9 protein-coding genes are annotated in these 13,446 nt (G+C 59.7%); 5 read left to right on the top strand and 4 right to left on the bottom strand.

Features of this window, described 5'->3' with window-relative positions; all coding sequences use genetic code 11:
- Nucleotides 1-33: 33 nt before the first annotated feature.
- From AAHB08_RS04485 to AAHB08_RS04495, 3 genes are all read left to right on the top strand, one after another.
- A complete protein-coding gene (locus AAHB08_RS04485) occupies nt 34-3,519 on the top strand; it encodes a T1SS-143 repeat domain-containing protein (protein WP_342058236.1) in 3,486 nt (1,161 codons plus the stop codon).
- 87 nt (nt 3,520-3,606) lie between these two features.
- Complete coding sequence (locus AAHB08_RS04490) at nt 3,607-4,164, top strand: hypothetical protein (RefSeq protein WP_342058237.1); 558 nt, start codon at nt 3,607-3,609, stop codon at nt 4,162-4,164.
- A gap of 55 nt (nt 4,165-4,219) precedes the next feature.
- Complete coding sequence (locus AAHB08_RS04495) at nt 4,220-4,921, top strand: SIMPL domain-containing protein (protein ID WP_342058238.1); 702 nt, start codon at nt 4,220-4,222, stop codon at nt 4,919-4,921.
- A 221-nt stretch (nt 4,922-5,142) separates the two neighbouring features.
- Here AAHB08_RS04495 and AAHB08_RS04500 read toward each other — a convergent pair whose 3' ends face one another.
- Nucleotides 5,143-6,519 carry an amino acid permease gene (locus AAHB08_RS04500; RefSeq protein ID WP_139439490.1) on the bottom strand — a complete coding sequence of 459 codons (1,377 nt, stop codon included), beginning with the start codon at nt 6,517-6,519 and terminating at the stop codon, nt 5,143-5,145.
- 359 nt (nt 6,520-6,878) lie between these two features.
- On the opposite strand from AAHB08_RS04500, the gene AAHB08_RS04505 reads away from it, so the two are divergent.
- A complete protein-coding gene (locus AAHB08_RS04505; protein ID WP_406569422.1) occupies nt 6,879-7,169 on the top strand; it encodes a hypothetical protein in 291 nt (96 codons plus the stop codon).
- Between the two features lie 109 nt (nt 7,170-7,278).
- On the opposite strand, the gene ppsR is transcribed toward AAHB08_RS04505, so the two are convergent.
- Entirely contained in the window at nt 7,279-8,091 is an 813-nt protein-coding gene (gene ppsR, locus AAHB08_RS04510; protein WP_342058239.1) for a posphoenolpyruvate synthetase regulatory kinase/phosphorylase PpsR, read from the bottom strand.
- Nucleotides 8,092-8,398: 307 nt separating this feature from the next.
- Between ppsR and ppsA the strand changes: the two genes are divergently transcribed.
- Nucleotides 8,399-10,771 carry a phosphoenolpyruvate synthase gene (ppsA, locus tag AAHB08_RS04515; RefSeq protein WP_342058240.1) on the top strand — a complete coding sequence of 791 codons (2,373 nt, stop codon included), beginning with the start codon at nt 8,399-8,401 and terminating at the stop codon, nt 10,769-10,771.
- Nucleotides 10,772-11,018: 247 nt separating this feature from the next.
- On the opposite strand, the gene AAHB08_RS04520 is transcribed toward ppsA, so the two are convergent.
- Both AAHB08_RS04520 and asp read right to left on the bottom strand, forming a co-directional pair.
- Entirely contained in the window at nt 11,019-11,480 is a 462-nt protein-coding gene (locus AAHB08_RS04520; protein WP_342058241.1) for a serine protease chaperone, read from the bottom strand.
- An 18-nt stretch (nt 11,481-11,498) separates the two neighbouring features.
- A complete protein-coding gene (gene asp / locus AAHB08_RS04525; RefSeq protein ID WP_342058242.1) occupies nt 11,499-13,373 on the bottom strand; it encodes a serine protease Asp in 1,875 nt (624 codons plus the stop codon).
- Between the last annotated feature and the right edge of the window lie 73 nt (nt 13,374-13,446).

Raw genomic sequence — 13,446 nt, forward strand, 5'->3', positions numbered from 1 at the left:
GACGACGTGCCGAGTGTTGGCAGCAATGTCACGGTGCAACTCGACGATGACGCCCTAGCAAATGGCATTCCGAATGGCCCGAACGACGATGACAATGCGGTAAACACGAACGGCATTCTTGCTCATAACTTCGGTGCAGATGGCGCGGGGAATGTGCAATGGCTGACCACGGGCGCTCCAGCAGGTTTTACCTATGAAACGAATCCAGCAGGTGCCCTGCTAGTCAAACAGGGAGCGGTTACCGTGCTGACAGTAACCCTGAACTCGGCTACAGGAGAATATAGTGTTACGCAGAACGCCCCCATCCTGCATGCGAACGCAGATCTGGAGAACAACCAGACATTTACCTTGAACTATCAAGTGGTTGACGGAGATGGTGATACTGCAACGGGCACACTGGCAATCAATGTTGATGATGATACGCCGCTGGCGAAAAACGACACGGCCATTGTGGCCGAATCCAGCGGCAAAGATTTCAATGTCGCCTTTGTGCTCGACTCTAGCGGCAGTATCAGCAACAGTGAGTTCAACACCATGATGAACGCAGTGAAGGCTGCGGGGCAGGCATTGTTCAATGGTACCGACGGCGATGTGAAAATCACCATAGTGGCGTTTTCTTCGGACTCCCTGGCATATGTCCCGGTGACATCGCTTGCCGAGTTCAATGCTCTGGTCGATAGCATCATTGCAAATCGGCCGTTTAACGGCGATACCGATTTCACTGATGCCATCCAGCAAACCATGGTGTCTTATTCTCCGATTGAGGGATGGAGCAACCAGGTATTCTTCATCAGTGATGGCAACCCTAATGAACAAACGGGGACAGGTGGCAACTCGCTGAGCAACGCGACGGCAACGGCTTGGAACACCTTTGTCGATAGCAATGGGATCAACGTCACTGCTATTGGTGTGGGGGATGGTATTAACACCACCCGCTTGCAGGATGTCGATCTTGATGGTAGCGGAGCTCCTATCTTGGTCACCGACTTTAACGGCCTGATTACTACGCTGCTTGGTCAGATCTCGGGGAACTTTGTCAGTGGCAATGTTCTGCTCGGGAACAACAACGCAGTGGGAGGGGGAGATGACGACTCATACGGTGCTGACGGCCCAGGGCGGATCATGTCCATCAAGATCAATGGGACGACTTACTCATGGGATGGCGTCCTGGATGGCGATCAGCAACTGACCAACATCACGACGGCTTTGGGTGGCAAGCTTACCTTTAATTTTGCTACGGGTGAGTGGGGTTATACCTCTCCGCAAAGTGTTTCCGCGGATACCAGCGAAAGCTTCGACTATGTCATCATCGACAAGGATGGCGATCAGGCGAATGCATCTCTGACGATCAACATTGAGGATGCTGCACCGGTCATCGGAAAGGTGGACGAGGATGAGTTACCTGGTGGATTGACTGACAATGATGCCCAGACGACAGTCATTTCAGGAAGCCTGGTCGAGCTTTTAGTCGGCACGAACAGTGGACAATTCGGTCTGGATTCCACCCCCAATGTCATGCCGTCCCTGACCTCGGATGGGGTAGCTGTCACTTACGGCTTCTCTGGCAATACCCTGACAGCGATGGCCGGCGCAGTAACTGTTTTCACTCTCGTGGTGCAGAGCAATGGTTCCTACACCTTTACCCTGCTTGGGCCACTGGATCATCCTGATGTCAATGGTGACGACAACGAGATATTGACGCTGAACCTGACTGGCGCAATTCGAGCCTCTGATGGAGTCAATCCGCTGCCTTTGGCAGGTGACCTGCTGATCCAGGTTGAAGACGACATACCTTCCATCCTGGCCAGCTCCAATCTGGTGTACTCCAACAGCAACAATCCGGGAGGGGCTGCTGGTGTGTTCGACTACAGCACCGGTGCGGACACTCGCGGTACTGGCCCGTTCAGTGCAATCGATTCGGACTTCAAGACGATCAGCTTGAGCGGCACTGTCGGTGGCACGACCATCACGTCGCAATCGGTTACCTGGGTGTCGGAGAGCGCCAGTACGGCAACCTTCAATTTTGAGTTTAATTACGCGCCGAACCCGGCCAACCCCGGGACCACCCAGGAGGCAACTGGCACACTGATTTTTGACAAGGTCAACGGTACCTATACCGTATCACTTGATGATCCGGTCGAAGGCTTCAGTGTCCTCAAAACCAGTGCCTCGTTAAATATCACGGGCTACGCGTCAGGTGGCAGTGTACCGGATAGTACTCAACCGGACGTGTCAGTGGCCAAGCTCGACAACGATTTCTATGTCCAGTTCAGGGGGGCATCAGAACCGGGGGGGGGGACCGGGACCAACAATCTGCAGACTGGGGGAGCCAACACCAACATCTTCACCAATGGTGAGCTGTTTACCCAGGCATCGTCTTGGGTCAGTGTATCCAACTCGGCGAACGGCGTGGCTGGCGATACTATCGGCAAGGGGGAAGTGCTGGATCTGACGTTCCACACCACCAATCCGACCGGCACCGTAGTCGCCAATCCTGATGGTCGTGCGGAGGGAATATTCCTCAAATTCGACGGTATCAATAGTGAAGATCTGGTTGTGGTATTGAAACTGGTAGGTGCGGGTGGCATAACCACCACCCGGGCCTTGGTGATCAGTAACAGTGACATTGCCAAATCAAGCAGTAGTCCAGCGACCCTGGCTGCCCTGCTGGCTTACGGTATCACCTTGGACAACAACGATGGGGCCATTGTGATCGAGCACAATGACTACAACGGAGCGGGGGAAAACTGGCAGATCTACGGCGCCCAGATCCTGACCAGTGTAGAGGACATCACTACCTCTGCTGCCTTGAACTTCAATGCGGCCTTCGGTGATACGGGAGGATCCAGTCAGGCCACTACATTCAGTGGTCAGACCGACAGCGATGTGGTGAAAGTCTCCGATATTGGCTTGATCACTTCGGAGAACACGACTCTGGATGCCGAACTGGATTTCCAGGTTGGAGTAAAAGATGCCGATAACGATGCTACGGCCAATACCAATCTACACGTAACCATCGAAGCGGGCACCACCTTCACCGGATCCGCATCGGCAGATGTGATTCAGGGGAGTGCCGGCAACGATGTGCTATCCGGTCTGGCCGGTGATGATTCGCTGATTGGCGGATTGGGTAATGATGTACTGATAGGTGGGCTGGGCAGTGACATCCTGATGGGAGGAGATGGCAAGGACACCTTCAAGTGGCAGTCGGGTGAGGCTGGCGGTACCGACATCATCAAGGACTTCACCACTGGGGCCAACGGGGATGTACTGGATCTGAGCGAGTTGCTCAGTGGCGAGCATGCCAACGCAACCTCTCTGGATCAGTATCTGACTTTTGCCCCTGGTCCGGGAGTGAATAAATCGACCCTGACGATCGATCTGGATGGTTCGGCTGGGGGCACAACGACCCATACCATCTTCTTTGACAATGTGGATCTGACGGCCAATTCGACACGGACCGACCAGCAGATCATTCAGGACTTGTTGGATCAAGGCAATCTCAAGGTCGATCCTTAATCAAACCATGGGGGCCGGGTCTGCCCGGCCCCTGTTATTTGATGAAGTGGACGGCTAAGATAGCGGCAGTATCAGGAGAGGGTCACCATGCAGTCATTCAACTGGGTCGACATCGATGGCATTCGCTATAGCTGGGACGGGCAGGACAGCATCGTCTGCTCCGGCCGCTTTGGCTATCAGGCCGCGATGACGGGTGACAAGCTCAATGGCCTGGAGCTGGAGAGTGAAGATGGCGATGTGGCGGGGTTGCTCAATGTGGACTTTGCCGCCTCCAGCATCAGCTTCACGCCGGCAGAGGATGCGCCCTTGCCTCACATGATGGTGCTGGTTGGCCATGAGTGGGGGCAGCAGGAGTATTCGTTGCAGAGCCTGAGCGACAGCTCCTTGCAGGGGCTGCTCAGCCATGGTGAAGAGCTTGACTGGAGTAGTCTGGTGGTGGTGACGGCTTCCGAGCCGAGCATGCCATCCCAGGGTCACGTTCTGTCGTGGGATTCATTCCATTTCGAGGATGAGTCTCTGCTCGGAGCCGAGGTTCCGTCGTCCGTGATCGCGAGCCATGGCAATCCGCTTGGAGGAGAGATCAGCATCAACATCGACATGACCAATCAGGTGCTGGAGCAGATCCCCCCATTGCACGATATATGAATCCCAATCGACGACGTGCATAATGGCCTCCATCTAATCGATGGAGGTTTTTTCTATGTGGCGTCCCCTTCTTACCCTGTCTGCGCTCGTTGTCAGTGCTCCGCTGCTTGCCATCGAGGTGCCCCAGGCTCCCCATCTGGTGGTCAGCGGCTACGCGGAGCAGAAGGCCGAGCCCGACATGCTGACGCTCAACATCGCCGTGACCGCCCTGGAGAAACAGGGTCTCAAGGCCAAGCAGCAGGTGGATACCAAGGTTGCCGCCTTCTTTGGTCAACTGGAGAGCCTCGGCATCAAGCGCAGCGATGTGGAGGCCGGCAATCTGGTGATCTCCCCCGAGTACCAGTATCCGCAGAACAAGCAGCCCGAGATGGTGGGTTACCGTGCCCAGCGCCAGCTGGCGGTCAAACTCTACCAGCTCGACAAGCTGAGCCAGCTGATGGATACCGCCCTCAAGGCGGGTCTGGAGTCCGTCTCCCAGATTGAGTACGGCCTCAAGTCACCACAGATCATCAAGGATCAGGCCCGTCTTGGCGCTGTGGCAGATGCCACCAGCAAGGCGGAATCCCTGGCCAAGGCCTTTGGCATGAAGCTTGGCAAGGTGTACAGCGTCGAGTATCGCAACAGCTCCCCCATTCCTGTGTATAGCCGTGCCATGAAGGCGGCCGCCGCGCCTGCCGCCGACATGGTGGAGAACAGCTACCAACAGCAGCAGATCAGCATCACGGACAACGTGGAAGCCGTCTTCCTGCTGGAATGATGGACCGTTCAACCAGCCTTGATCTCTCCAAACCCGAGGCTTTTGCCTCGGGTTTGTCGTTACAGGGTCTGTGCATGGGCGCTGAGTGAAGGTGCACAAGGGGCGCCTCTTATCCGGGCAGGCCAGGGGAGTGATGGATGGCTTCGCCCATGCCAGGGGAGCTGGCGCATAAAAAAAATGCCGGTCACTGACCGGCATTTTCGTAAGAGGAGCGGGGAGGCTTAGCCCAGATTGGTGGCCACTCGACCCTGGCGCTTCTGCTTGAACAGATAGCCCAGACCCAGCACCAGTACCCAGGCCGGGATCAGCTCGACCGAGATGCGGGTGCCGTCGTTCATGTACATGATCACCAGGATGGCGGCCATGAAGGCGAGGCAGAGGTAGTTGCCAAAGGGGCTCCAGAGCGCCTTGAACTTGGTTTCAACCCCCTCGGCTGCCTTGACCTTGCGGAACTTCAGGTGCGCCAGGCTGATCATGGCCCAGTTGATGACCAGGGCGGAGACCACCAAGGACATCAAGAGGCCGAAGGCCTTGCCCGGGATCAGGTAGTTGATCAGCACGCACAGCAGGGTGGCGGCCGCCGAGATGGAGATGGCCATCAGGGGCACACCGCTCTTGTTGGTCTTGAGCAGGGCCTTGGGGCCGTTGCCCTGTTTGGCCAGGCCGAACAGCATGCGGCTGTTGCAGTAGACGCAGCTGTTATAGACAGAGAGGGCCGCAGTCAGCACCACCAGGTTGAGCACGTTGGCCACCAGGTTGCTGTCGAGAGCATGGAAGATCATCACGAACGGACTGCCGCCTTCCACCACCTTGCCCCAGGGATAGAGGGAGAGCAGCACGGCCAGGGCGCCGATATAGAAGATGAGGATGCGGTAGATCACCTGGTTGGTGGCCTTGGGAATGCTCTTCTCGGGGTTGTCGGCTTCCGCCGCCGTGATGCCGACCAGCTCCAGACCGCCGAAGGAGAACATGATGAAGGCCATGGCCATCACCAGGCCGCCCACCCCGTTGGGGAAGAAGCCGCCCTGGGCCCAGAGGTTGCTGACGGAGGCATCGGGGCCGCCGGTGCCGGAGAACAGCAGGTAACCGCCGAAGCCAATCATGCCGAGGATGGCCACGACCTTGATGATGGCGAACCAGAACTCCATCTCGCCGAACGCCTTGACGTTGGAGAGGTTGATGGCGTTGATCAGCACGAAGAAGAAGGCTGCTGACATCCAGGTCGGGATCTCGGGCCACCAGTACTGCACGTAGATGCCGACAGCCGTCAGCTCCGCCATGCTCACCAGCACATAGAGTACCCAGTAGTTCCAGCCGGAGGCGAAACCGGCAAAGTCACCCCAGTACTTGTAGGCAAAGTGACTGAACGAGCCGGCTACCGGCTCTTCCACCACCATCTCGCCGAGCTGGCGCATGATGAGGAAGGCGATGAAGCCGCCGATGGCGTAGCCAAGCAGCACCGAGGGGCCTGCCATCTTGATGGTGTCGGCAATGCCGAGGAACAGGCCGGTACCTATGGCACCGCCCAGTGCGATGAGCTGGATGTGGCGGTTTTTCAGGCCGCGCTTGAGCTCTTCGCCGTCTTGTTGAAGATCCATTCTTCCTTCCTTACGTCGCTGAATTCACTCGTCTCGCGCCTCGTCTGCCATGGCACCTCCTGTGCCAGGCGCGGCATCTTGTGCCGAAAACGTGACGAAATCCGTATTAATATCGTTACGGTTTGCCGCGCACTGTTTTTTATGGCGGCTACCAACCTGAGCAGAATAGTGATAATCGACCGCTTGTGCACCTGTTTTCCTCATCAATGGTTTGCTTTGTGGCCAATGTTCAGGTTTTTCATGATCTGGAAAGGGTTTTTGGAAGTGATTGATGGTTTTGTGTGCGGTTGGTTTCGGTGCTATTGACCTGGCGGCGGTTTGGTGTGCTAGTAGCCTTTTTTCAAGAAAGGACTCATATGATCGAAAGTATTGTCGGTGGCTTGCTGCTCGCCGCGCTCTGGCTGGGAGTCTGGCTCTCCCCCATGTTGCTGACCATGGCAGCGGCCTGCTTGATGGTCTGGGGATGGCAGGGGGCAGATTATCTGGTGAACAACATCGCCATGGTGCTGACGCTCGCCGCCGGACTTGGCCTGCTCCCCGCCTGCTGGTTGAGCGAGCGGGTGCGCAAACGCCACGGCTTGCTGCGTTTTCATGGCATCTTGATGAACAATAGGGAGCTCAACAAGCCGGGTTCCCGCCCTCGCCCCTGAACCTCATGACGCCGGCGGATCCGCCGGCGTCATTTCTCCCACTCTTGCTGTCTCATTATCTTGCCACTCGCCAATCTGATAGTGCTTGATATGGCTATTTTCATGCCGGCTAGCAGAGTTGGCGGCGCAGGCCGGTTGCCTCCAGGATCTTGGCGCTGATCTCCTCCACCGAGTGGGAGCTGGTGTCGAGGAAGCGGATCGCCTCCTGGCGGAACAGCCGCTCCACGCTCGCCAGCTCCTGTTCGCACTGCTCGAGAGAGGAGTAGCGACTGTTGGCGCGGCGCTGGTTGCGGATCTCGTGCAGCCGTTGGGGGGCTATGGTGAGACCGAACAGCTTGTGGCGGTTGGCCTTGAGCGGGGAGGGCAGCTCCAGCGAGCCCATGTCCTGCTCGATGAAGGGGTAGTTGGCGGCACGGATGCCAAATTGCAGCGCCAGATAGAGGCTGGTCGGCGTCTTGCCGCAGCGGGAGACCCCGATGAGGATGATGTCCGCCTCGTCATACTCCTTGGTGGTGATGCCGTCGTCATTGCTGAGGGCGAAGTTGACCGCCTCGATGCGATCGTCGTACAGCTTGCGGTTCTCCATGCCGTGGGTGCGGTGGAGCCTGGGCTCGGCCTTGATCCCGAGCTCCTGCTCGAGGGGGCTCACGAAGGTGTTGAGAAAATCGTGGCTGCTGGCCTGGGCCTTGAGCACCTCTTCCCGTACCAGGGGGTCGACTATGGTGTGAAACAGTATGGGGCGCACCCCGGTCTGGCGAAACTGCTCATCGATGCGGGCCCGCACCTGGCGCGCCTTTTCCTGGGTCTCCACAAAGGGGATGGTGACCTGTTCGAAGATCAGCGGAAACTGGCTCAGCACGGCGTGACCGAACACCTCGGCGGTGATGGCAGTGCCGTCGGATACATAGAATACGGTGTGCACAGCGGACTCCTGTGGTGTGCTCCTGGGGGGTTGCGAGCATTCAGTATCTCTCGAAACCATATCTCTTTTGTCAACAGGTCTGCCATTCCCAAGTTGTGAACTCGCTTGCAAACCTGAGTCGTTACCTTTTTGTGTCGCCATTGTAGAATGTCTGTGTCAGACGGCCATCCCCAAATCTTGCTCGGGGATTTTTTTGATAATCAGTAGAAAACGTTTTCATGGTCGTTGGCAACACACACATACAAAAACACATGATTTGGCACAGCAGGTGCTCGGCACCCTGGCCCACCAACCTGGAGACATGCAAATGCAACAGTACGTACTCTGGTACGAACAGCTCGGAATGCAGGACGTTGAGCGCGTTGGCGGCAAGAATGCATCCCTTGGCGAGATGATCAGCAACCTCTCAGGTGCCGGCGTGTCCGTGCCGGGCGGCTTTGCGACCACCGCCTTTGCGTTTAACGAGTTTCTGGAGTTAAGCGGCCTCAATGGCAAGATCCACGACCTGCTCGACAGCCTGGATGTGGACGACATTGCCGCCCTCAACCGGGCCGGTCAGCAGATCCGTGACTGGGTGGTGGATGCCCCCTTCCAGCCTGCGCTGGAGCAGGCGGTGCGTGCCGCCTACGACAAGCTGAGCGCCGGGCTCGAGGCCTCCTTCGCGGTGCGATCCTCCGCCACCGCCGAAGACATGCCGGACGCCTCCTTCGCGGGTCAGCAGGAGACCTTCCTCAACGTGCGCGGCATAGACTCTGTCATGACCGCCATCAAGCATGTGTTTGCCTCCCTCTTCAACGATCGTGCCATCTCCTACCGGGTGCATCAGGGGTACGATCACAAGGGCGTGGCCCTCTCCGCCGGGGTGCAGCGCATGGTGCGCTCGGATCTCGCCGCCTCCGGCGTCATGTTCACCCTGGATACCGAATCCGGCTTCAACGACGTGGTCTTCATCACCGGCGCCCAGGGCTTGGGGGAGATGGTGGTGCAGGGGGCCGTCAACCCGGACGAGTTCTATGTGCACAAGCCGACCCTGAAATCCGGTCGCCCCGCCGTGGTGCGCAAGACGCTCGGTTCGAAACTTATCAAGATGACCTACTCCGAGGACGCCGGTCACGGTCGCCAGGTGAAGATCGTCGACACTGTGGATGCCGAGCGCAACCGCTTCTGCATCACGGACGAGGAAGTGATGGCGCTGGCCAAGCAAGCCCTCATCATCGAGCAACACTACGGCCGCCCGATGGACATCGAGTGGGCCAAGGATGGTCAGGATGGCAAGCTCTACATAGTCCAGGCGCGACCGGAAACCGTGCGCAGCCGCCAGGAGGCGAACACCCTGGAGCGCTTTGCCCTCAAGCAATCCGGCAAGGTGCTGATCGAGGGGCGCGCCATCGGCCACAAGATAGGGGCGGGCCCGGCGCGGGTCATCAGCTCCATCAGCCAGATGGACGAGGTGCAGCCAGGCGACGTGCTGGTCACCGACATGACGGATCCGGACTGGGAGCCCATCATGAAGCGGGCCTCCGCCATCGTCACCAACCGGGGTGGCCGTACCTGCCACGCCGCCATCATAGCCCGTGAGCTCGGCATCCCGGCCGTGGTCGGCTGTGGCGATGCCACCGACCGCATCGAGGCGGGTCAGCTCATCACCGTCTCCTGCGCGGAAGGAGACACCGGCTTCATCTACGACGGCGAGCTCGACTTCGACGTGGCGGTGACCGAGGTGGGCAACATGCCGCGCCTGCCCATCAAGGTGATGATGAACGTCGGCAACCCGGACCGCGCCTTCGACTTCGCCCAGTTGCCGAACGCCGGCGTGGGCCTGGCGCGCCTCGAGTTCATCATCAACCGCATGATAGGGGTCCACCCCAAGGCGCTGCTGGAGTTCGACAAGCAGACGCCCGAGCTGCAAGCCACCATCAACAAGATGATCGCGGGCTACGAGAGCCCCCGCGAGTTCTACGTGGCCAAGCTGACGGAAGGCATCGCCACCCTGGCCGCCGCCTTCTGGCCGGAGCGGGTCATAGTGCGGATGTCGGACTTCAAGTCCAACGAATACGCCAACCTGGTGGGGGGCCGTGGTTACGAGCCCCACGAAGAGAACCCCATGATCGGCTTCCGTGGCGCCTCCCGCTACATCGCCGACAGCTTCCGCCCCTGCTTCGCGCTGGAGTGCGAGGCGATGAAGCGGGTGCGCGACGTCATGGGCTTGACCAACGTCGAGGTGATGATCCCCTTCGTGCGTACCGTGGGCGAGGCGGAGCAGGTGGTGGAGATCCTGGCGGAGAACGGCCTGCGCCGTGGCGAGCGGGGGCTGAAAGTCATCATGATGTGCGAGCTCCCCTCCAACGCCCTGCTGGCGGACAAGTTCCTCGAGCACTTCGACGGCTTCTCCATCGGCTCCAATGACATGACCCAGTTGACCCTGGGGCTGGATCGGGACTCGGGCCTCATCGCCCACCTGTTCGATGAGCGCAACGAGGCGGTCAAGGCGCTGCTGGCCATGGCCATCGCGGCCGCGCGCAAGGCGGGCAAGTACGTCGGCATCTGCGGCCAGGGGCCGTCGGATCACCCGGATTTCGCCGCCTGGCTGGTCGAGCAGGGGATCGATTCCGTGTCGCTCAACCCGGATACCGTGGTCGACACCTGGCTCTATCTGGCCGAGCAGAATAAGGCAAGCTGAGCCAGCACAGGCAGCTCACTACCATAATCCATGACGGCACCTTCTCGGTGCCGTTTTTTATTACCAACAGGGCGCTGTGTCTATGATTCGTATGTGCAAGGTGAATTGGATCTCGTCTCTCGCACTCTCTATGGGGGGGTCATCGCCGGGTGGGCATTGGAGGATGAGGTTGCTGCGGCGTCGTGGCTAAAGACGAGGGGGCCCATGGCCCCCTCGATGAGATGACAGCTTCAGAGCGAGGCGCGCGTCACCTGGGCTGCTGTTCGGCGCCGGCCAGTTCGATCTGCACCTTCACACCTTCCTGCTGGAGTCGGGCGCTGATGGCGTTCAGATCGGTGCCGGGTTTGGCCTCCAGCAGGGCGATGCCGCCACTGCTCTGCTTGAAGCTCAGACCGTGGCGCGTGGCCAGTGCCCTGGCTTGAGGCTCATCGGCCTCGATCAGCAGGGTACCGCTGACGGTGAGCTCGGGGCTGGCGACCCCCTGCAGCAAGACGTCACCGCTGCGCAGGCCAGGTTGTGCCGTCTTGCCATCCAGGCTGCGGGCGACGCGCTTCTTGCTGCCGTTGTCCGGGGTGAGGTAGGTCTGACCGTTCACCTCTATGGTGCTGTACTGCTTGCCCTCGATGACCACCGACTCTTCGGCCGTGGCCTGAGCGGAAACCGAGGCCAGCAGGCTTGCCAGGGCAAGGCTGAGTAAGCTGTGTTTCATGTTGTGACTCCTGTGGGATTAGAGGGAGGTTGCTTCATGGCCGATCACCCGCAGGGACCAGTTGAGCAGTTGACCCGGCTGGCTGTTGTTGCGCTCGGTCAGGGTCGTACGGACATTGGTGCTGCGATTGAGCAGCGAGACCTGACGGGTGCCGCTGGCGACGTCGGTCACCGCCAGTTGCCACTCGCCCTCGGCGGATTCCCCGTAGAACTTGTGGGAGAGCATGCGCATGTCGCGCAGCCCCTTGGTTCGCACATAACCCAGCTGCTGCTGATCGAGGGATTGACCCACCAGGCTGTTGTTGGGGTTGAGCAGCACGCTGCGGGTGCCGGAGGGGGAGACCAGCTCGATCAGCAGATCGGGCAGCCGCTGGTGATCCAGACTGATCTGCACCTGCACCGCTTCCACCGTCAGCGGCTGACTGACCCGGGTGCTGGAGGTGGTCGGGCTGCTGCCCAGATCCGGGATGGCGCCCTGGGCGCCTTGCACAGTGACCTTCTGCCAGGGCAGCTGTACCAGCGGCGGCAAGGGATTGTGGGTGGCGGCGTTCGCCAGGGCCTTGTTCACATCGATGAGGCCAAAGCCGTAGGTCGGGTTGAACCAGACCCCGGCGGCGTTGCGCTCCCAGCCTTCCAGCCCGGTCACCCGGCGTTGCTGACCATTGGCGGCTGTGTAGCTCAGTGTGACCGCTGCCTGGTTGGCATCGATGCGGGTGGCATTGCGCGCCAGCAGATCCCGCAGATCCCGTACCGACAAGTCCGGATAGGCCGACATCAGCAGTGCCATGGCGCCAGCTGTGTTCGGGGTGGCCGAAGAGGTGCCATTCATGGTGCCGTTGTAGTCGCAGTTTGCATCCAGCGCCGGGTTGCCGTGCAGCCGGTTGGTGCTCTGACGATCGGTGCGGTTGTAGCCCAGGTCGCAGCCGGGCAGATCCGTGGTCACCATGGCCGGTGAGGCGGTGCCGTACTCGCCGCCCGGGGCCGTCAGGAAGACGTTGCTGCCGACGCTGGAGTAGGAGGAGCGCACGCCGTCCGCGTTGCTGGCACTGACCACCAGGTTCCAGAAGTTGCTGTTGGAAGGATCTATGTTGCTGTTTTCAAACGGCAGTCTGAGTTCGCCGCCGGTGCGGTTGAGCACATAGTTGCCGGCGGCAATGCGGCTGAAGCCGTTGCCCGCGGCCTTGATGTAAGCAGCCCCTTGCGCCTTCAGGGTCATCTGCTCGAACAGGCGATCCAGTTGCACCTGGTTGAGCCCGCCGGCCCCCTGGGGATCGACTAGGCTCATGCCGTAGCTCTGGTTGAAGACGCGGTTGTCGCGGCTGGCCTGGCTGTTGCCGAGGGCATAGAGCCAGTCTTGCTGCAACTGCTGGCTATTGTCGTCGAGCAGGTTGAAGCCTTGCAGCTGGGCACGGGGGGCCACGCCCCGGGTGCCGATGGCGTTGTCGACCGCCGCTATGATGCCGGAGACAGAGGTGCCGTGGGCACTGTCCGGATCGGTCGGCGTCGGGTCGTCGCTGCCGGTCACCACGTTCTTCGAACCGGGGCGGACGTTGTCGGCGAGATCCGGGTGGGCGATGGCCAGGCCGTCGTCCACGACGGCCACATTGATCCCCTGGCCGAGTACCTCTGTGCGGTGGGCCCACCAGAGGTTGAGGTCATTGCCCGCCACGCCGCCACGGGCACTGAAGGCATGTTGGCCACTGTTGAGCAGGTGCCACTGCTGGTCCTGCAAGGGGTTGATGCCGGGCAGACAGCGCTGTGCGCTGGTGCGGCCGGTATCCATGTCGACTTCTCTGCCGGTGAGGGGGGCACAACTCTCTGCAGCCTGCGCCGAGACCACAGGCAGGGCCGAGAGCAGGGCCGTGATTGCCAATGCTAACGATGTTTTTCTCATTGATAAACTCCATCTTAAGGGCGCACCGTCCGAGGTGCGACGGGCATCTATACATGAGAAAAGACGATTCAAA

The organism is Aeromonas sp. OTU364, from assembly GCF_038440395.1.
In the GTDB taxonomy this organism is placed as follows: domain Bacteria; phylum Pseudomonadota; class Gammaproteobacteria; order Enterobacterales; family Aeromonadaceae; genus Aeromonas.